The 18,480-nt window shown below is 70.8% G+C and carries 19 protein-coding genes; 9 read left to right on the forward strand and 10 right to left on the reverse strand.

Annotated features, from left to right (window positions below; translation table 11 throughout):
• Positions 1–94 precede the first annotated feature (94 nt).
• The 4 genes from Pta02_RS02765 to Pta02_RS02780 all read right to left on the reverse strand — a co-directional run bounded on the left by Pta02_RS02765 (position 95) and on the right by Pta02_RS02780 (position 3,412).
• Complete coding sequence (locus tag Pta02_RS02765) at positions 95–1,399, reverse strand: hemolysin family protein (RefSeq protein ID WP_203873045.1); 1,305 nt, start codon at positions 1,397–1,399, stop codon at positions 95–97.
• Positions 1,396–1,878 (reverse strand): rRNA maturation RNase YbeY, encoded by a 483-nt coding sequence (gene ybeY / locus Pta02_RS02770; protein WP_203873046.1) that lies wholly within the window; start codon positions 1,876–1,878, stop codon positions 1,396–1,398. The genes Pta02_RS02765 and ybeY overlap by 4 nt, the downstream gene beginning before the upstream one ends.
• The gene (locus Pta02_RS02775; protein ID WP_203873047.1) at positions 1,875–2,939 is read right to left on the reverse strand and encodes a PhoH family protein; all 1,065 of its coding nucleotides are present in this window, start codon (positions 2,937–2,939) and stop codon (positions 1,875–1,877) included. Before Pta02_RS02775 ends, ybeY begins: the two co-directional genes overlap by 4 nt.
• A 119-nt stretch (positions 2,940–3,058) precedes the next feature.
• Positions 3,059–3,412, reverse strand: a complete 354-nt coding sequence (locus Pta02_RS02780) for a histidine triad nucleotide-binding protein (protein ID WP_203873048.1) — start codon at positions 3,410–3,412, stop codon at positions 3,059–3,061.
• Positions 3,413–3,691: 279 nt separating this feature from the next.
• Here Pta02_RS02780 and Pta02_RS02785 point away from each other — a divergent pair, with 279 nt between their 5' ends.
• Positions 3,692–4,171: a SigE family RNA polymerase sigma factor gene (locus tag Pta02_RS02785; protein ID WP_203873318.1), complete on the forward strand. Its 480-nt coding sequence runs from the start codon at positions 3,692–3,694 to the stop codon at positions 4,169–4,171.
• On the forward strand, positions 4,168–4,818 hold the full coding sequence (locus Pta02_RS02790) for a hypothetical protein (RefSeq protein WP_203873049.1): 651 nt from the start codon (positions 4,168–4,170) through the stop codon (positions 4,816–4,818). Before Pta02_RS02785 ends, Pta02_RS02790 begins: the two co-directional genes overlap by 4 nt.
• A 60-nt stretch (positions 4,819–4,878) precedes the next feature.
• Here Pta02_RS02790 and Pta02_RS02795 read toward each other — a convergent pair whose 3' ends face one another.
• The 3 genes from Pta02_RS02795 to hrcA are packed head-to-tail and all read right to left on the reverse strand — an operon-like array spanning position 4,879 to position 7,772.
• The gene (locus tag Pta02_RS02795) at positions 4,879–5,610 is read right to left on the reverse strand and encodes a 16S rRNA (uracil(1498)-N(3))-methyltransferase (protein WP_203873050.1); all 732 of its coding nucleotides are present in this window, start codon (positions 5,608–5,610) and stop codon (positions 4,879–4,881) included.
• Positions 5,607–6,746: a molecular chaperone DnaJ gene (gene dnaJ / locus Pta02_RS02800; protein ID WP_203873051.1), complete on the reverse strand. Its 1,140-nt coding sequence runs from the start codon at positions 6,744–6,746 to the stop codon at positions 5,607–5,609. The genes Pta02_RS02795 and dnaJ overlap by 4 nt, the downstream gene beginning before the upstream one ends.
• A gap of 12 nt (positions 6,747–6,758) precedes the next feature.
• On the reverse strand, positions 6,759–7,772 hold the full coding sequence (hrcA, locus tag Pta02_RS02805; RefSeq protein ID WP_203873052.1) for a heat-inducible transcriptional repressor HrcA: 1,014 nt from the start codon (positions 7,770–7,772) through the stop codon (positions 6,759–6,761).
• Positions 7,773–7,959: 187 nt separating this feature from the next.
• Here hrcA and Pta02_RS02810 point away from each other — a divergent pair, with 187 nt between their 5' ends.
• The 3 genes from Pta02_RS02810 (at position 7,960) to Pta02_RS02820 (ending at position 10,428) form a co-directional block, all read left to right on the forward strand.
• Positions 7,960–8,730 carry a hypothetical protein gene (locus tag Pta02_RS02810; protein ID WP_203873053.1) on the forward strand — a complete coding sequence of 257 codons (771 nt, stop codon included), beginning with the start codon at positions 7,960–7,962 and terminating at the stop codon, positions 8,728–8,730.
• A 57-nt stretch (positions 8,731–8,787) separates the two neighbouring features.
• A complete protein-coding gene (locus Pta02_RS02815; protein ID WP_203873054.1) occupies positions 8,788–9,603 on the forward strand; it encodes a DUF3097 domain-containing protein in 816 nt (271 codons plus the stop codon).
• Between the two features lie 72 nt (positions 9,604–9,675).
• Complete coding sequence (locus tag Pta02_RS02820; protein WP_203873055.1) at positions 9,676–10,428, forward strand: DUF4870 domain-containing protein; 753 nt, start codon at positions 9,676–9,678, stop codon at positions 10,426–10,428.
• A gap of 24 nt (positions 10,429–10,452) precedes the next feature.
• Here Pta02_RS02820 and hemW read toward each other — a convergent pair whose 3' ends face one another.
• Positions 10,453–11,667 (reverse strand): radical SAM family heme chaperone HemW, encoded by a 1,215-nt coding sequence (hemW, locus tag Pta02_RS02825; protein WP_203873056.1) that lies wholly within the window; start codon positions 11,665–11,667, stop codon positions 10,453–10,455.
• A gap of 154 nt (positions 11,668–11,821) precedes the next feature.
• Here hemW and Pta02_RS02830 point away from each other — a divergent pair, with 154 nt between their 5' ends.
• Positions 11,822–13,099 carry a glycoside hydrolase family 18 protein gene (locus Pta02_RS02830; protein ID WP_239129380.1) on the forward strand — a complete coding sequence of 426 codons (1,278 nt, stop codon included), beginning with the start codon at positions 11,822–11,824 and terminating at the stop codon, positions 13,097–13,099.
• A gap of 91 nt (positions 13,100–13,190) precedes the next feature.
• On the opposite strand, the gene lepA is transcribed toward Pta02_RS02830, so the two are convergent.
• Positions 13,191–15,029: a translation elongation factor 4 gene (gene lepA / locus Pta02_RS02835; protein WP_203873057.1), complete on the reverse strand. Its 1,839-nt coding sequence runs from the start codon at positions 15,027–15,029 to the stop codon at positions 13,191–13,193.
• 152 nt (positions 15,030–15,181) lie between these two features.
• Between lepA and Pta02_RS02840 the strand changes: the two genes are divergently transcribed.
• Entirely contained in the window at positions 15,182–16,222 is a 1,041-nt protein-coding gene (locus tag Pta02_RS02840; RefSeq protein ID WP_203873058.1) for a putative glycoside hydrolase, read from the forward strand.
• Between the two features lie 185 nt (positions 16,223–16,407).
• Positions 16,408–16,680, forward strand: a complete 273-nt coding sequence (rpsT, locus tag Pta02_RS02845) for a 30S ribosomal protein S20 (protein WP_068896890.1) — start codon at positions 16,408–16,410, stop codon at positions 16,678–16,680.
• 171 nt (positions 16,681–16,851) lie between these two features.
• Here the strand turns inward: rpsT and Pta02_RS02850 are convergent, their stop codons facing one another.
• The gene (locus Pta02_RS02850; protein WP_203873059.1) at positions 16,852–17,340 is read right to left on the reverse strand and encodes a MarR family winged helix-turn-helix transcriptional regulator; all 489 of its coding nucleotides are present in this window, start codon (positions 17,338–17,340) and stop codon (positions 16,852–16,854) included.
• Positions 17,341–17,413: 73 nt separating this feature from the next.
• On the opposite strand from Pta02_RS02850, the gene Pta02_RS02855 reads away from it, so the two are divergent.
• Positions 17,414–18,388: an EamA family transporter gene (locus Pta02_RS02855; RefSeq protein WP_275423551.1), complete on the forward strand. Its 975-nt coding sequence runs from the start codon at positions 17,414–17,416 to the stop codon at positions 18,386–18,388.
• Positions 18,389–18,480 lie beyond the last annotated feature (92 nt).

Here is an 18,480-nt window from a genome sequence, read left to right on the forward strand (position 1 = left end):
CTCCGCGGCGCGCGGGGCCCGGGGCCGCGCTCCGGTGCACCGGACCCGCGGCCGCCGTACGTGCCGGCGGTCGCCGTACGGGACCGGTGGAGGGTCAGTCGTGCTCGGCGGAGGGTGAGTCGCCGTTCTCGCCGAGGTCGACGTTCCGCCGGACCAGGACCGTGCCGATCCGGTTGCGCCGTCCCTCCAGGCTCTCCGCGGTCAGGCTCAGGCCCTCCACCACCGCCTCGGAGCCCGCGATCGGCACCCGGCCCAGGGCGTGCGCCAGCAGGCCGCCGACCGTCTCCACGTCGTCCACGTCCAGCTCGACGCCGAACATGTCCTCCAGCTCGCCCACCGGCAGCCGGGCCGTCACCCGGACCGCCCCGTCCTCCAGCGGCTCCACGCGGGGGGCCTCCTGGTCGTACTCGTCGGTGATCTCACCGACGATCTCCTCCAGGACGTCCTCGATGGTGACCAGGCCGGCCGTCCCGCCGTACTCGTCGATGACGATGGCCTGGTGGATCTGACGGGCCTGCATCTCACGCAGGAGCTGGTCGATGGGCTTGCTCTCGGGCACGTAGGTGGCCGGGCGCATGATCGACTCGACCGGCTCGACGCGGCCGTCGTCTCCGGTGTCCTGCACCCTGCGCACGACGTCCTTGAGGTAGACGATGCCGATGACGTCGTCCTCGTTCTCGCCCACCACGGGGATGCGGGAGAAGCCGCTGCGCAGCGCGAGCGACAGGACCTGGTTCAGCGTCTTGCCGCGCTCGATGAACACCATGTCGGTGCGGGGCACCATCACCTCGCGCACGATGGTGTCGCCGAGCTCGAAGACCGAATGGATCATCTCCCGCTCGTCCGGCTCGATGACCCGGCGCTCCTCGGCCAGGTCGACCAGGTCGCGCAGCTCGGCCTCGGAGGTGAACGGCCCCTCCCGGAAGCCCTTGCCCGGGGTCAGCGCGTTGCCCAGCAGGATGAGCAGCGTGGGCAGCGGGCCGAAGATCCGCGTGAGGCCGTACACCAGAGGGGCCGCGGCCAGCGCGATCGGCTCGGCGTGCTGGCGGCCCAGCGTCCGCGGGGAGACGCCGACGATCACATAGCTGATCACGACCATGACCGCCGCCGCGGCGGCGTAGGCCCAGCCCTGGTCGCCCATCCAGTCGATGAACAGCAGCGTGGCGATCACCGTGGCGACCAGCTCGCAGGTCAGCCGGAGCAGGAGCAGCAGGTTGAGGTAGCGCGGCGGGTCGGCGACGATCGCCTGCAGGCGCCCGGCCCCCCGCCGCCCCTCACGGACGAACTCCTCGGCGCGCACCCTGGAGATACGCGTCAGCGCGGTCTCCGCGCTGGCGATCAGGCCGCCGACCACCACCAGGACGACGGCCGAGAACAACCACCCGTTGGCGAAGTTCACCGCTGGGGGCGCACCTCCCGCCACGCTTCGAGGAGCTCACCCTGCAGCCCGAACATCTCCTTGTGCTCCTCGGGCTCGGCGTGGTCGTAGCCCAGCAGGTGGAGGATGCCGTGCGTGCACAGCAGCTCCAGCTCCGCCTCGGTGCCGTGCCCGGCCTCGGCGCCCTGCTTGGCGGCCACCTGCGGGCAGAGCACCACGTCGCCCAGGAGGGCCGGGTCGGCCGGGGCGTCGCCCTCCTGCCGCGCGCCGGCGCCGTGCCCGGGACGCAGCTCGTCCATCGGGAAGGCGAGCACGTCCGTCGGGCCGGGCTCGCCCATCCACCGCTCGTGCAGGTCGGACATGGCCTCCTCGTCGACGACGAGGATCGACAGCTCCGCGAGGGGGTTGATGCCCATCCGCTCCAGCACGTGTCCCGCCAGCGCGACGAGGAGCTCCTCGTCGACCTCGACGCCGGACTCGTTGTTGACCTCGATGCTCATGACCGTCCCCGATGGCGCTTGTCCGCGCCCTTGATCACCTGCGGCGGGCCCTGCCGCACGGTCTCGTCGTAGCGCCCGTAGGCGTCGACGATGTCGCTCACCAGCTTGTGCCGTACCACGTCGGCGCTGGTCAGTCTGCAGAAGTGGATGTCGGGGATGCCGTCCAGGATGTCCTGGACGACCCGCAGGCCGCTCTGCACGCCGCCCGGCAGGTCGACCTGGGTGACGTCACCGGTCACGACGATCTTCGAGTTGAAGCCCAGCCGGGTCAGGAACATCTTCATCTGCTCGGGCGAGGTGTTCTGCGCCTCGTCGAGGATGATGTAGGCGTCGTTGAGCGTACGGCCGCGCATGTAGGCCAGCGGGGCGACCTCGATCGTGCCCGCGGCCATCAGCCGGGGGATCGAGTCGGGGTCGATCATGTCGTGCAGCGCGTCGTAGAGCGGGCGCAGGTAGGGGTCGATCTTCTCGTACAGCGTGCCCGGCAGGAAGCCCAGGCGCTCGCCCGCCTCGACCGCGGGGCGGGTGAGGATGATCCGGTTGACCTTCTTCTCCTGCAGGGCCCGCACGGCCTTGGCCATCGCCAGGTAGGTCTTGCCGGTGCCGGCGGGGCCGATGCCGAAGACGATGGTGTGCTTGTCGATCGCGTCGACGTAGCGCTTCTGGTTCACGGTCTTCGGCCGGATGGTGCGGCCGCGGGAGGAGATGATGTCGAGGGAGAGCACCTCGGCGGGACGCTCGGAGCTCATCCGCAGCATGGCGATGCTGCGCTCAACGGCGTCCGCCGTCAGCTCGGCCCCCCCGCTGACCAGCTCGGTCAGCTCCTCGAAGAGGCGCACCACGATGCTGCTCTCCTCCGGGCTGCCGGTGATGGTGATCTCGTTGCCCCGGACGTGGATGTCGGCGCGGAAGGCGCCCTCGATGACCCTCAGCAGCTCGTCGCGCGAGCCAAGCAGGCTGACCATCGAGTGGTCGTCCGGGATCACCACCTTCGCCTGAGTCCGGCTCGGACCCTTCGACCGCGTCTGTGGTGTTCTGCTGGAATCGTTTGGCTCGGACATGGGCGGGCCTCTAGCGGCCTGTTCGCCTCCAGACTTCGACGAGTGAACCCGTAAGTGCACTGCGGAGCACTTTCTCCGCCATCGTATCTATGATCGAGGGGATCGCGCCCAACCGTTTTTTACCCGGGCGGCCAGGTCAGACCGCGTCCGCCGAGCACGTGTCCGTGCACGTGGAAGACCGTCTGGCCCGCCTCGGGCCCGGTGTTGAAGACCAGGCGGTAGCCGGAGCCGGCGACGCCCTCCTGCTCGGCGACCGCGTGCGCCGCCTTGATCACCTCGTCGGCCAGTCCGTGGTCGGCGGCCGCGAGCGCGGCGGCGTCGCGATAGTGGTCCTTGGGGATGACCAGGACGTGGGTCGGCGCCTTGGGGTCGATGTCCCGGAAGGCCAGCGTCCGCTCGGTCTCGTGGACGACGTCGGCGGGAATCTCCTTGGCCACGATTCTGCAGAACAGGCAGTCGGCTTCGCTTACCATGGGTGCACCCTATCCCGGCGGACGTTGCCAATCGGTGATGGTCCCTCTGCGGTAAAGAGAGATCTGCATGGATAGGGTGTGTGTGCGAAACTTGCGTCGGCAGACAATTGCGAGTTTGCCCAAAAGTCCGCCTGGCGAGGACACGACTGGGTCATGCCCCCTAATGAACCGGAAGAGCGTAAACCCTCTGGGAAGGCTGAGCGTCCCATTGATGTGACCACCGAGACCCTCGTGGCCGACAGGTCGCTCGGGGCGGTGCCCGTCGGGTGGGATGCCGACATGGCCGTTACCGCGCTCTACAGCGCTCACTATCGGTCTCTCGTGCGCCTCGCCGTGCTACTCGTCCGCGACATGGCAACCGCGGAGGAGGTCGTACAGGACGCGTTCGTCGCCATCCACGGCGCCTGGCGCAGACTGCGCGATCCCGACAAGGCACTCGCCTACCTGCGTCAGTCGGTCGTCAACCGATCGCGTTCCGTGCTGCGGCACCGCGCGGTCGTCGAGAAATACGCCCCCAAGGGCCTGCCCGACGCGCCGAGCGCCGAGAACGGCGCGATCGGCGAGCTGGAGCGGTCCGCCGTCATCGAGGCTCTGCGCGGGTTGCCCGCACGCCAGCGCGAGGCGCTGGTGCTGCGTTACTACGGAGACCTGTCCGAAGCGCAGATCGCCCACGCGATGGGCATCAGCAAGGGCGCGGTCAAGAGTCACACGGCTCGCGGCATGGCCGCCCTACGAACCATTCTGGAGCAACTGTCATGACCGACTCCCCCGACGAGTACGGCGAGCTGCTCCGCCGTGCCCTCAGCGCGGAGGCGGACTCGGTCGTTCCCTCCCCGGACGGACTGGAGATCATCCGCGCCCGCATAGAACGACGCGGGCTCCGCGGGCTGATGTGGTGGCGCGCCGGAGCCTCAGTCGCGGGGGCGGTGCTCGTGGCCGCCACCGTCGTCATGGTGGTCCCCGAGCTTCGCCAGCAGGTCACCCAGCAGATCACCTCCGCCGGCGACGTGCAGCCGGCCACGACGACCCCTCCGGAGCTGCTGGCGACCTCCCGGCCCCCGTCGAAGGACGGCAAGGTCGCCCCGCCCGCCACCAGGCCCGGCACGCCCGAGCCTCCGATGCCCACCAAGGGCAGGACGCCCGCGCCGAGTTCGGTCCCGCAGCCGACCCCGACGCCCACCGTCCCGACCTCCACCCCGTGCCCGACCGTCGCCGCCGACGACACGCTCGTCGAGCCGGAGGAGCAGCGCGAGGAGTGCGAGAAGACCGCGACGCCGACCCCGACGCCGTCGGAGGCCGAGCCGACACCGGAGGTCTCCTGCCCGGCCGAGGAGTGCCCGGCGCCGGACGACACCTCGCCGCCGCTCCCGACGGAGGAGGGCACCCAGGCCCCCATCAACAACTGAGGGACGACCCGGACGACCGGCCGGCCCCCGCTCCGCGCGGGGGCCGGCCGTTTCCCGTTCTCACCAGCGGCCGGTGCGGGCCTGCAGGACGGCCGCCGCGGCCACCCCGGCCGTCGAGGTGCGCAGGACCGTCGGCCCGAGCAGCGCCGGTACGGCCTTCGCCTCCCGGAACGCGGCGAGCTCCTCCCCGGAGATCCCGCCCTCGGGGCCGACGACCACGACGATGTCGCCCTCGCCGGGAAGCTCCAGGCCGGACAGCGACGCCTCGGCCTCCTCGTGCAGCACGATCCCCAGGGCCGCGGCCGACAGCAGCGCCGCGACACCGGCCGTGCCCGCCTGCTCGGTCACCTCGGGCAGGTGGAAGCGGCGTGACTGCTTGCCCGCCTCCCGCGCGGTGGACCGCCAGCGGGCCAGCGCCTTGGCGGCCCGCTCGCCCTTCCACTGGGTGACGCACCGGGCGGCGGCCCAGGGCACGATGACGTCGACCCCGGCCTCGGTCATCATCTCCACGGCCAGCTCGCCCCGGTCGCCCTTGGGCAGTCCCTGCACCACGACCAGGCGCGGCCGGGGCGCGGGCACCTCGTGGCGGCGCAGCACCTCCACCTGGAGGCTGTCCTTGCCGGCCTCCAGGACCACGCACTCGGCCACGGTCCCGGCGCCGTCGGTCAGGTCGAGCCGCTCGCCCGCGCGCAGGCGCCGTACGGCCGCCGCGTGGCGGCCCTCGGGGCCGCCGAAGGTGAAGCGCGCCCGGGCCAGGTCGGCCGGGTCGGCCAGGAAGACGGGGACCGTCATCGGCCGTTGAATGCGTCCCGCAGGCGGGAGAAGAACCCCTGCTGGCCGGGGGCGAACTTGCCGGGCGGGCGCTCCTCGCCGCGCAGCTTGGCCAGCTCGCGCAGCAGCTCCTCCTGGGCCGGGTCCAGGCGCATGGGCGTCTCCACGTTGATGTGGATGAGCAGGTCGCCCCGGCCGGTCTCGTTGAGGCGCTGGACGCCGCGGCCGTACAGCGGGATGGTCTGGCCGGACTGCGAGCCCGGCCGCACGTCGATCTCCTCGGCGCCGTCGAGCGTCTCCACGGTCAGCACGGTGCCCAGCGCGGCGGCGGTCATCGGGATCTGCACGGTGCAGTGCAGGTCGTCGCCGCGCCGCTCGAAGATCTCGTGCGGGCGCTCGACGATCTCCAGGAACAGGTCGCCGGGCGGGCCTCCGCCGGGGCCGACCTCGCCCTCGCCGGCGAGCTGGATGTGGGTGCCGTCCTCCACACCCGCCGGGATGCGCACCTTGATCGTGCGCCGGGTGCGGACCCGGCCGTCGCCGGAGCACTCCTGGCAGGGGTGGCGGATGATCGAGCCGAAGCCGCCGCACTGGGGGCACGGCCGGGAGGTCATGACCTGCCCCAGGAACGAGCGGGTGACCTGGGAGACCTCGCCGCGGCCGTGGCACATGTCGCAGGTGTCGGGGTGGGTGCCCGGGGCGGCCCCGGAGCCGGTGCAGACGTCGCAGACCACGGCGGTGTCCACGACCAGCTCGCGGGTGGTGCCGAAGGCCGCCTCCCTCAGATCGAGGTCGACCCGGATGGTGGCGTTGCGGCCCCGGCGGGCCCGGGTGCGCGGACCCCGCCCGCCTCCGGCGCCGGCCGCGCCGAAGAAGGCGTCCATGATGTCGCTGAACGGGAAGCCGGCGCCGAAGCCCCCGGCGCCCGCGCCGCCCGCGGCGAACGGGTCGGCGCCCATGTCGTACATCTGGCGCTTGCCGGCGTCCGACAGCACCTCGTAGGCCTGAGTGATCTCCTTGAACCGCTCCTGGGTCTCAGGATCGGGGTTCACGTCGGGGTGCAACTCCCGCGCCAGGCGGCGGTAAGCCTTCTTGATCTCTTCCGCACTGGCGTCACGGCGCACCCCGAGGGTGCCGTAGTAGTCGCTCTTAGCCACTTAGATGCCCTCTTAGGATGCAGCCAGGATCTGGCTGACGTAGCGTGCCACCGCGCGCACCGCGCCCATCGTGACCGGGTAGTCCATTCGTGTCGGCCCGAGCACACCGAGCCGGGCCAGTTGCTTGTCCCCTGAACCGTATCCCGCGGCCACGATCGAGGTGCCCTGCAGTCCGGTATAGGGGTTCTCCGAGCCGATCCGCACGGTCAGCGCGGACAGGTCGGAGGTCTCTCCGAGCAGGCGCATGAGCACGACCTGCTCCTCCAGGGCCTCCAGCACCTCGCGGAGCCCGACGCTGAAGTCGGCTCCCGCGAGGTTGGCGGTCCCGGCAAAAACGATCTTCTCGTCCTGGCGCTCCACCAGGCTCTCCAGCAGCACCGACAGGACCGTGGCCGCCAGCGGCCGGTCCTCGACCGGGAGCCGCTCGGGCAGGTCGGCGACCAGATCCGGGACGCTGCCGAGCCCGCGGCCGTCCAGGCAGGCGTTGAGCGTGGCGCGCAGGTGGGCGACACGGCCCTCGTCGACGACCTCGGGCAGCTCGACCACGCGCTGCTCGACGCGGCCGGTGTTGGTGATGAGCACGAACATCAGCCGGCGGTCGGTCAGCGGGATCAGCTCGACGTGCCGGACCGTGGAGCTGGTCAGCGTGGGGTACTGCACCACGGCGACCTGGCGGGTGAGCTGGGCCAGCAGCCGGACGGTCCGCGTCACCACGTCGTCGATGTCGACCGCGCCGGCCAGGAACGACTCGATGGCCCGGCGCTCGGCGCCCGACAGCGGCTTGACCTGCGACAGGCGGTCGACGAACAGCCGGTAGCCCTTGTCCGTGGGCACCCGGCCCGCGCTGGTGTGCGGCTGGGCGATGTAACCCTGCTCCTCCAGCACCGCCATGTCGTTGCGGATCGTCGCCGGGGACACCCCGAGGTTGTGACGCTCGACGAGCGCCTTGGAGCCCACCGGCTCGTTGGTGGAGACGTAGTCCTCCACGATGGCACGAAGCACCGCGAGCTTTCGGTCGTCGACCACCGTGCTCACCTCCCCGCCGACCCTGCGACCACACGAAGGGAAAACATCAGATCTGGCACTCTGTGTTCCCGAGTGCCAAGTGTACGGCTCCCGCCCGCAGGGTGCGATAACACGGTCGGGAAGGATCCAAGTGGCCGTTAAGCGAACTGCTATCGACAGACAAGTCGCAGAATGCACACTTGGCCACATGTCACACAATTTCGGACCCCCCTCGGGCGGCGGCTACGGCGCCCCCCAGCAGCCCCACGGCCAGCAGTACGGCAACCAGCCGTACGGCGGCCCGCAGTACGGCCAGCAGCAGCAGTACGGCCAGCAGGCCGGCGTCCCCTCCTACGGCTACGCGCCTGCCGGCACCGCTCCCCAGGGACCCCAGGGTCCGCAGAAGGTGAAGCCGGGCATCGGCTGGATCGTCGGCGCCTGGATCATCGCGGTGCTCGCCATCGTCGGCGGCGTCGCCGGCTCCGCCGGCAGCCTCTTCGACACGGTCACCGACGCGGCCCCGAGCTCCTCGGTCGGCCCCGGCGAGGTCCTGACGGTGAAGGTGGACCCGGCCGACGCCTCGAACAGGCCGGCCATCTACGTCTCCGCGACCCAGGCCGTGCGCTACGAGTGCGCCTTCCAGGAGGGCGGCCCGCAGGGCCAGCTCGCCCAGCCGGGCGTGCAGACGACCGTCACCGGCACCGACGGGGTCCCGTGGGAGCTGGGCCTGCGGGTCGGCGCCCCGCAGGCCGGCGACTACAAGATCGTCTGCTCCCTCCCCGAGGGCGGCGACGCCCGCTTCGGCGTGGGCCAGGAGCTGGCCGCCGGCCAGTTCGCGGGCGGGATCGTCCTGCTGTTCGTGGTTCCCCTGGCGGGCTTCCTGCTGGCCGTCATCGTGACGATCGTCGTGCTGGTCAAGCGGAGCCGTGCCCGCAAGCGCCTGGCGGCCGGTGCGTGGGGCGGACCCTACGGCGGCTGACCGCCCCGTTTGCTAGCGTCCAACTGATCTCTGGCGAGGAAGGGCGGACGGTCGTTGATGTACGAGCGTGACGTGCTGGCGGGAAACTGGAGGCGGCCTCTCAAGGGCACGATCCCCCGGGTTCCCGCGGAGCTCGACCTGGTCGTGGAGGACGCCTCGGGCGGCTTCTGCGGGGCCGTGGTCGCCTGCGACAAGGAGGCCGTCACACTGGAGGACCGCTTCGGGCGGCGGCGGGTGTTCCCGCTGGAGCCCGCCGCGTTCCTCCTGGAGGGCAAGGTGGTGACCCTGGTACGGCCCGCCTCCGCTCCGAAGGGGCCCAGGCGCAGCGCCTCCGGCTCCATCGCGGTGGAGGGACTGCGGGCCCGGGTGGCCAGGGAGAGCCGGATCTACGTGGAGGGCGTGCACGACGCGGCCCTCGTGGAGAAGATCTGGGGCCACGACCTGCGGGTCGAGGGCGTCGTCGTGGAGTACCTCGAAGGCGTCGACCGGCTGCCCGAGATCGTCGAGGAGTTCGCGCCCGGCCCCGGGAGCCGCCTGGGAGTCCTCGTCGACCACCTGGTCGACGGCTCCAAGGAGAGCAGGATCGCCGCGCGGATCTCCTCCCCGCACGTGCTGGTGGTCGGCCATCCGTTCGTGGACGTCTGGCAGGCGGTCAAACCGTCGGTGCTCGGCATCCCCGCCTGGCCGTCCGTACCGCGCGGCGTGCCGTGGAAGGAAGGGGTCGTCTCCGCCCTGGGGTGGAGGCCGGATCCCGCCGAGGCCTGGCAGCGCATCCTCGGCTCGGTCAGGACATATGCTGACCTGGAGCCGGAGTTGCTCGGCCCGGTCGAGGAGCTGATCGATTTTGTCACCGCCCCCGATCAGGACGACTGATCCGGCGGGCCACCAGCAGGGGTCCGAACGCACCGCGCGCCCGCGGACCCCGGACCGAGGCGAGGAGGCGGCATGAGCGACAACCCCGAGGGGACGTGGCCCGCGAACGACGACCGGACACGGCCCTCCGACCGGCCCGACGACACCCGTCCGGGACGGGCCGGGTCCTGGTCCGGCCGCAACGACCCGCCGCCCGCCCCGCCGTACTCCCACGACGGCCGGCCGGGACAGCAGGGCCCGTACGGCGCGGGGACCGGCGGTCACCACAGCCCCTACGGCATGGACTCCCGGAACGGCTACGGAGGCCAGAGTCCCTACGGAGGCCAGGGCGGCCACGGCAGTCCGTACGGCGGCGGCCACCAGAGCCCGTACGGCGCGAGCCCGTACCAGAACCCGTCGGCCCCGTACTACCAGCAGGGCGGTTACGCCCCCGGCCCCTACGACCCGTACGGCCCGCCCGGGGCGTACAACCCCTACGGCCCGCCCGGTCTGCCCGGACCGCGGCCGGGCAGCGACGACACCACCATGGCCATGATCTCCCACCTGCTGGGCCTGCTGACCGGGTTCATCGGCCCGCTGGTGATCTATATGATCAAGAAGGACCAGTCGCCCTACGTGCGGGAGCAGGCGGCCGAGGCGCTCAACTTCCAGCTCACCCTGTTCATCGCCTATTTCGTCGCCATGGTGCTGGCGTTCGTGTTCATCGGCTTCCTGCTGTTCCCGGTCATCTGGATCGGCTCGCTCATCTTCATGATCATGGCCGCCGTCGCGACCAACCGCGGCGAGCGCTATCGCTATCCGATGAACATCCGCTTCGTCAGCTGAGCCGCGCGCCGGTGCGCCGGCCGGTCAGCCGACGAGGTCGCGCACCAGGGCGTCGGCCAGCAGGCGGCCGCGCAGGGTGAGCACCGCGCGGCCGCGCTTGAACGCCTCCATGTCCAGCAGGCCGTCGCCCAGCGCCCGCGCGGCCACCACCGGCCGTTCGATCTCCGCCACCGGGAACCCGTCGGACAGCCGCAGCTCCAGCATGACCCGCTCCACCGCGCGGTCCTGCGGCGTCAGCACCTCGCGCGCGTGCGCCGGGGAGACCCCGTCGGCCAGGCGCTGGGCGTAGGCCGCCGGGTGCTTGACGTTCCACCACCGGGTGCCGCCGACGTGGCTGTGCGCGCCGGGGCCGACGCCCCACCAGTCGCCGCCGGTCCAGTAGAGCATGTTGTGCCGGCAGCGGCTCTTGTCGGAGACCGCCCAGTTGGAGACCTCGTACCAGCCGAAACCCGCCTCGGCGAGCATGGAGTCGGCGATGAGATAGCGGTCGGCCGCCACGTCGTCGTCGGGCATCGGCAGCTCGCCCCGCCGGATGCGGGCGGCCAGCCGGGTGCCCTCCTCCACGATCAGCGAGTACGCCGAGACGTGGTCGGGACCGGCCTCGACGGCCGCCGCGAGCGAGGCCCGCCAGTCGTCGTCGCTCTCACCGGGGGTGCTGTAGATCAGGTCCAGGTTGACGTGCTCGAACCCCGCCTGCCTGGCCTCCCGTACGGCCTGCGCCGCGCGGCCCGGCGTGTGGTGCCGGTCCAGCACCTTCAGCACGTGCTCGCGGGCGCTCTGCATGCCGAAGCTCATCCGGGTGAACCCCCCGCGACGCAGCTCCTCCAGACCGGCCGGGTCGACGGACTCGGGGTTGGCCTCGGTGGTGACCTCGGCGCCGGGGGCCAGGCCGAACTCCCCGTCGATCGCCTCCAGGATCCGCACCAGATCGCGGGCGGGCAGCAGGGTCGGGGTGCCTCCGCCGAAGAACACCGTCTCGACCTGCGGCACGGCGTCGCCGAGGACGGCGCGCGCACGCCTGATCTCCGTCACCGCCGTGGCGGCGTAGTCCGCGTGCGAGGCGCCGGGGCCCAGCTCGGAGGCGGTGTAGGTGTTGAAGTCGCAGTAACCGCAGCGGGTCACGCAGAAGGGCACGTGGACGTAGAAGCCGAACGGCCGCCCCCCGAGGCCTTCGAGCGCGCTCTCGGGGAGCTCGCCCGAGGCGGGCGCGGGGTCGCCGTCGGGAAGTGTGGATGGCACCGCACCAGTCTGCCGCCCCCGGCACGGTGCCCGGTACCGCCATGCAGCACATCGCCGTAGGACCGTTGACGCGTAGATCGCACCGGCCTACGATCCGTGAAAACTTAAAGGAAAGTTTCCTATAAGTTATCCCCCCGAACGTGTGGAGAATCCCGTGAAGCGATTCCTCCGGCCGATGGTCGCGGCGGTCCTCGCCACCGGCCTCGCCGCCGCGGCCGCCCCGGCCACCGCCCACGCCGAGGCCCAGACCGGCCACGGCGACCGCTACAAGCGGGTCGGATACTTCATCCAGTGGGGCATCTACGGACGCCAGTTCTTCGTCAAGGACGTCGACACCAGCGGCGCCGCCGCCAAGCTGACCCACATCAACTACGCCTTCAGCAACGTCAGCCAGGACGGCTCGTGCGTGTCCGCCGACGCCTGGGCCGACTGGCAGACGCCCATGGACGACGCGCACAGCGTGGACGGCGTGGGCGACACCGCCGACCAGGTGCTCAAGGGCAACCTGAACCAGCTCAAGGAGCTCAAGGCCAAGCACCCCGGCCTCAAGGCGCTGATCTCGCTCGGCGGGTGGACCGGCTCGAAGTACTTCTCCGACGCCGTCCTCACCGCCGAGAGCCGCAGCAAGCTGGCCGCCTCCTGCATCGACCTGTGGCTCAAGGGCAACCTGCCCGGCCTGCCCGCCGGGGCCGGCGCGGGCGTCTTCGACGGCATCGACCTCGACTGGGAGTGGCCCGGCTCCTCGGGCAACGACGGCAACGTGATCCGGCCCGAGGACAGGCAGAACTTCACGCTGTTCCTCGCCGAGTTGCGCCGCCAGATGAACGACTACGACCGCAAGAGCGAGATCACCGCCTACATCCCGGCCTCCGCCGCGAAGATCGACGCCGGCTTCGACGTCCGCGAGGTCTTCAAGAACCTGACCTTCGGCAACATCCAGGGCTACGACCTGCAGGGCCCGTGGGAGAAGGTCACCGGCCACAACGGCAACCTGTTCACCGACCCCAGGGACCCGCACGAGTTCACCTACAGCGTGGACCAGACGGTCCGCGACTATCTGAAGCGCGGCGCCCCGGCCAGGAAGATCGTGGTCGGCGTGCCCGCCTACGGCCAGGGCTGGACGGGCGTGACCGGCGGCAGGAACGGCCTGTACGGCACCAGCACCGGCCCCGCCCAGGGCAAGTGGGGCACCGGCACCGACGACTACAAGGAGCTGGTGAACAAGCCCGGCAAGCGCTACCGCGACCTGCGCACCGGCACCGTGTGGCTCTACGACGGCAACGAGTTCTGGTCCTACGACGACCCGGCGACGGCCACCCAGAAGGCGGCCTACATCCGCCTGAAGGGCCTGGGCGGCTCCATGATGTGGTCGCTCGACCAGGACGACGCCAAGGGCTCGCTCACCTCGGCGCTCCACCGCGTCCTGCGCTGACGCCGCGGGGGGCACCCGGCACGACGAAGGCCCGGTACGGCGCACGCCGTACCGGGCCTGACGCGTTTCCCGGCGGTCGACCTGCCGGCGGTTACTTCTTCGCCTTGTCCGTGGAGGACTCGGTGGACAGCGCGGCGACGAAGGCCTCCTGGGGGACCTCCACCCGGCCGACCATCTTCATCCGCTTCTTGCCCTCCTTCTGCTTCTCCAGCAGCTTGCGCTTACGGGAGATGTCACCGCCGTAGCACTTGGCCAGCACGTCCTTGCGGATGGCGCGGATGTTCTCACGGGCGATGACCCGGGCGCCGATGGCGGCCTGGATCGGCACCTCGAACTGCTGCCGGGGGATCAGCTCGCGGAGCTTCTTGGCCATCTCGACGCCGTAGCCGTACGCCTTGTCCTTGTGCACGATGGCGCTGAAGGCGTCGACCGCCTCACCCTGGAGCAGGATGTCGACCTTGACCAGTTCGGCCTCCTGCTCGCCGAAGGGCTCGTAGTCGAGCGAGGCGTAGCCGCGCGTGCGGGACTTGAGCTGGTCGAAGAAGTCGAAGATGATCTCGCCGAGCGGCATGGTGTAGCGGATCTCGACGCGGTCCTCCGACAGGTAGTCCATGCCCTGCAGGTTGCCGCGGCGGTTCTGGCACAGCTCCATGATGGCGCCGATGAACTCCGAGGGGACCAGCACGGTCGCCTTCGTCACCGGCTCGAAGACCTTGTCCACCTTGCCGGTGGGGAACTCCGAGGGGTTGGTGACGGTGACCTCCTTGCCGTCCTCCATGATGACCCGGTAGACCACGTTGGGCGCGGTGGAGATCAGCGAGAGGTTGAACTCGCGTTCCAGGCGCTCGCGGACGATCTCCATGTGGAGCAGGCCGAGGAAGCCGCAGCGGAAGCCGAAGCCCAGGGCCGCGGAGGTCTCCGGCTCGTAGACCAGGGCGGCGTCGTTGAGCTGGAGCTTGTCCAGGGCCTCGCGGAGCTCGGGGTAGTCGTCGCCGTCGACGGGGTACAGGCCGGAGAAGACCATCGGCTTGGGGTGCTCGTAGCCGCCCAGCGCCTCGGTGGCCGAGCGCGTGACGGAGGTGACCGTGTCACCGACCCGCGACTGGCGCACGTCCTTCACACCGGTGATCAGGTAACCCACCTCGCCGACGCCGAGCCCCTTGTCGGCGATCTTCGGCTCCGGCGAGATGACTCCGATCTCCAGCGTCTCGTGGGCGGCGCCGGTGGACATCATCAGGATGCGCTCGCGCTTGCCGAGGTGCCCGTCCATGACCCGGACGTAGGTGATCACGCCCCGGTAGGTGTCGTAGACCGAGTCGAAGATCAGCGCGCGGGCGGGGGCCTCGGCCTGGCCGACCGGGGCCGGGATGTTCGCGACCACGTGGTCCAGGAGCTCGCGGACGCCCACGCCGGTCTTGCCGGAGACCTTCAGCACGTCCTCGGGCTCGCAGCCGATGAGGTGGGCGAGCTCGGCGGCGTACTTCTCCGGCTGGGCGGCGGGCAGGTCGATCTTGTTGAGCACCGGGATGATCGTCAGATCGGCGTTCATCGCCAGGTAGAGGTTGGCCAGGGTCTGCGCCTCGATGCCCTGCGCCGCGTCGACCAGCAGGATCGCGCCCTCGCACGCCTGGAGCGACCGGGAGACCTCGTAGGTGAAGTCGACGTGCCCGGGAGTGTCGATCATGTTGAGGACGTAGTCGGTCTCGCCGACCTTCCACGGCAGCCGGACCGCCTGCGACTTGATCGTGATGCCGCGCTCGCGCTCGATGTCCATGCGGTCGAGGTACTGAGCGCGCATGGAACGGTCGTCGACCACGCCGGTGATCTGCAGCATGCGGTCGGCAAGCGTCGACTTGCCGTGGTCGATGTGCGCGATGATGCAGAAATTGCGGATCACCGCGGGATCGGTCTGGCCAGGCTGAATGCGCACCGGTGTCCGTTTCGACGGGATTGACGTGATCAGGAGCTGGTAAATCCAGCCATCTTCCTAGCAAGTTTACCGAGAGGGCCGATGTCCTCATCCCGCGGGGAAAGCGTCTCCGTCGTCGACGGGGCGGACGGATCTTGATGAATCATGTCCGGATGACGAAGAGGATCACGGTACGGCGCGCCCTGCGAGGGGTCGCGGGAGTGGTGGCCGTCCTCCTCGCGGTCCCCGCGATGGCCGCCGCCTTCTTCCTGCTGGAGTTCACCGGGACGCCCGGGGCCCGGACCGGGAGCACCGGCCACGACGCGCTGTGGATGGGCCACGCGTGGGTGGACGGCCGCAAGAGTGAGGCCGACGTGAAGGCGATGGCCGTACGGCTGCGCGGGACCGGGATCAGGGACGTCTACGTCCACGCCGGCCCGTTCGAGTTCAGCGGGGAGCTCCGCCCGGAGAAGTATTCCAACGCCGGAAATTTCCTGAAGTGGTGGAAGGCCGAGCTGCCGCAGGTCCGCGTCTCCGCCTGGCTGGGCCAGAAGGTCGACTACGGCCTCGACCTCGGCGACCCCGCCTCCCGGCAGCGCGTGCTCGACGGCGTGCGGGACATCATGGCCGCCGGATTCGACGGCGTGCACTACAACTTCGAGCCGATCACCAGTGGCGACCGGGGCTTCCTCGACCTGCTGGACCGGACCCGCCCGCTCGTCGGCGACGGCCCGCTGTCGACCTCGACCCCGCAGATCGAGCCGTTGCCCCTCATGCGCCCGGCCGCCCGGCTCGTCATCGGCCACGACAAGTACTGGCTGCGCGACTACTTCCGCGAGGTCGTCGCCCGCACCGACCAGGTCGCGGTCATGACCTACGACTCGTTCCAGCCGCTCGGCCCGCTGTACGGCGGCCATGTCGCACGGCAGACCACGCTCGCCCTGGAGATGGTGCCCGGGGACAAGACCCTGCTGGTGGGCGCCCCGGCCTACCACGACCACGGCGTCCCGTGGCTCGACGCCTCCGAGAGCGTCGCCGCCGCCGCCGAGGGCGCCGGGCTCGCGCTGGGCGAGCACGGGTCGCCGCGCGAGAGGTTCGGGCTGGCCCTGTACGTGGACTTCGCGGCCACCGAGGAGGACTGGGCCGAGTACCACCGCTTCTGGAACCGCCCCGGCTCCCCTCCCGGCGACGGCGGCGATCCGGATCCCGGGTGATCCGGGTCCCGCAAGCGCGCCGTACGGCAGCATCTCCGAGATCGGCACGGTAGACTGGGAGGGCATCCTTCTGCCCCGCCCGTCGATTTGAGCGACCACCTGGGCAGTTGGTAGCCTGTTCAACTGCGTGTGGCGCGCCCTCTCTGCCCGCGCGCCCCATCCGACGACATCACCGAGGCTTCTTCGTGGCGAACATCAAGTCCCAGATCAAGCGCAACCGGCAGAACGAGAAGGCCCGGCTGCGCAACAAGGCTGTCAAGTCGTCCCTGAAGACGGCGATCCGCAAGTTCCGCGAGGCCGCCGAGCAGGGCAACGTCGACGAGGCCATCGCGCTCCAGCGCGCCGCCTCCCGCCAGCTGGACAAGGCTGCCAGCAAGGGCGTCATCCACAAGAACCAGGCCGCCAACCGCAAGTCGGCGATCGCCCAGCGCGCCGCCACCCTGACGGCCGCCAAGTAACCCGGTTCTTCGCAAACGCCGCATCCCACCAGGGATGCGGCGTTTCGGCATTCACGGCCCGTTCCCCCACGCCCGGCGCCTTCCACGCCCGAGCCCCCGAACCCCCGAGCCCCCGAGCCCCCGAGCCCCCGAGCCCCCGAGCCCCCGAGCCCCCGAGCCCCCGAGCCAGGATCACTCCAGAGCGGCGAGCAGCCGCCTCAGCAGGTCGGCCAGGCGTTCGCGGTCTTCCTCCGGCAGGGCGGCCAGCGCCTCGTGCTGAGGGTGCAGCCCGGCACCGACGGCCTCGTCGATGAGCCGCAGGCCGTCCTCGGTCAGGCTGACTCGCAGCGCGCGGCGGTCGCCGGGATCGGGTATGCGGGCGATGAGACCGGCTCTTTCCAGCCGGTCCAGCCGCCCGGTCATCCCGCCGGAGGTCAGCATGAGCGTGGCGGTCAGAGCTTTCGGTGAGAGCGTGTACGGCTCCCCCGACCGGCGGAGCGTGGCCAGCACGTCGAACTCGCCCCTGCCGATGCCGTACCTCTCGTAGATCTCCTGGACGCGGTCTCCCATGAGGCGGGAGATCCGATAGATCCGCCCGAAGATCCCCATCGGCGACGCCTCCAGGTCGGGCCGTTCCCTGCGCCACTGCGCCACGATCCGGTCAACCGGGTCCTCTGCCATGCCTCGATCTTAGCTTGACGGCAAATAACTTAGTGCTAAGTTACTTTCTATCAAGCTTATTGAAGGAGCCCCCGTGTCCTCCTCCTGCGCCTCCCCCGCGGCAGAGAAAACCTCCCACGCCGAGGCCTCAGGCACCTCCCGGAGTGCCACTCCCCCCGCCACCGAGGCCCCCGCCCCCGCGAGCCGCGGCACCTTCCTCCTGATCCTCGTCACCGCCCTGGCCCCCACGGTCTGGGGCAGCACCTACCTGGTGACCACCGAGTTCCTGCCACCGGACCGGCCGCTGCTGACCGCCCTGCTGCGCGCGTTCCCCGCCGGGCTGCTCCTGATCGCGGTGACCCGCACGCTTCCCCGGGGCGACTGGTGGTGGCGGGCCGCGGTCCTCGGAGGGTTGAACATCGGCATGTTCTTCCCCCTGCTGTTCCTGTCGGCCTACCGGCTCCCGGGCGGCGTCGCCGCGGTGCTCGGCTCCGTCCAGCCGCTCGTCGTCGCCGGGCTCACCCGCGCCGTCCTGCGCGAGACCGTCCCGCTCCGGCGCGTCCTGGCCGGGATCGCGGCCACGGTCGGCGTGTCCCTCGTCGTCCTGCGCGCCGAGGCCGCACTCGACGCCACCGGGCTCGTCGCCGGACTCGTCGCCGCGGCCGGCATGGCCACCGGGCTCGTCCTGACCCGCGCGTGGGGCAGGCCCGAAGGAGCCGGCGACCTGGCGCTCACCGGCTGGCAGCTCACGGCGGGCGGGTTGATGATCGCCCCGGTCGCCTTCGCCGTGGAGGGGTGGTTCCCGCCCATGGACGCGGCGGCCGTCGGCGGCTATGCCTGGCTGGGACTCGTCGGCACCGCCGCCGCCTACACGCTGTGGTTCCGGGGCATCGGGCGGCTGCCCTCGTTCCAGGTCTCACTGCTGGGCGCCCTGAGCCCGCTCACCGCCGCCGCCCTCGGCTGGGCCGTCCTGGACCAGTCCCTCGGTCCCGTCCAGGTCACCGGGTTCGTCCTGGCTCTGGCCGCCACCATCATCGGCCAGCTCCCGGCCCACCGCCGGACCCCGTGACCCACCGTTCTCGACACCGGCTTGTCATGAAAGTTTCATCGTCCGTTGACAGACGGAAAACGCTTTCCTACGGTGACCGTGTTCGCTGACGC

The sequence above is a fragment of the Paraplanobispora takensis genome, from assembly GCF_016863195.1.
Classification (GTDB): domain Bacteria; phylum Actinomycetota; class Actinomycetes; order Streptosporangiales; family Streptosporangiaceae; genus Planobispora; species Planobispora takensis.

Excerpts from the sequence above, each read along its gene's own strand:
- Pta02_RS02795 (WP_203873050.1), bottom strand. The coding sequence starts at position 5,610 with ATGACGGTCCCCGTCTTCCTGGCCGACCCGGCCGACCTGGCCCGGGCG.
- Pta02_RS02780 (WP_203873048.1), bottom strand. The coding sequence starts at position 3,412 with ATGGTAAGCGAAGCCGACTGCCTGTTCTGCAGAATCGTGGCCAAGGAG.
- Pta02_RS02840 (WP_203873058.1), top strand. The coding sequence starts at position 15,182 with ATGACGAAGAGGATCACGGTACGGCGCGCCCTGCGAGGGGTCGCGGGA.
- Pta02_RS02820 (WP_203873055.1), top strand. The coding sequence starts at position 9,676 with ATGAGCGACAACCCCGAGGGGACGTGGCCCGCGAACGACGACCGGACA.
- Pta02_RS02785 (WP_203873318.1), top strand. The coding sequence starts at position 3,692 with ATGGCCGTTACCGCGCTCTACAGCGCTCACTATCGGTCTCTCGTGCGC.
- Pta02_RS02775 (WP_203873047.1), bottom strand. The coding sequence starts at position 2,939 with ATGTCCGAGCCAAACGATTCCAGCAGAACACCACAGACGCGGTCGAAG.
- Pta02_RS02850 (WP_203873059.1), bottom strand. The coding sequence starts at position 17,340 with ATGGCAGAGGACCCGGTTGACCGGATCGTGGCGCAGTGGCGCAGGGAA.
- Pta02_RS02810 (WP_203873053.1), top strand. The coding sequence starts at position 7,960 with ATGTCACACAATTTCGGACCCCCCTCGGGCGGCGGCTACGGCGCCCCC.
- Pta02_RS02790 (WP_203873049.1), top strand. The coding sequence starts at position 4,168 with ATGACCGACTCCCCCGACGAGTACGGCGAGCTGCTCCGCCGTGCCCTC.
- ybeY (WP_203873046.1), bottom strand. The coding sequence starts at position 1,878 with ATGAGCATCGAGGTCAACAACGAGTCCGGCGTCGAGGTCGACGAGGAG.
- Pta02_RS02815 (WP_203873054.1), top strand. The coding sequence starts at position 8,788 with ATGTACGAGCGTGACGTGCTGGCGGGAAACTGGAGGCGGCCTCTCAAG.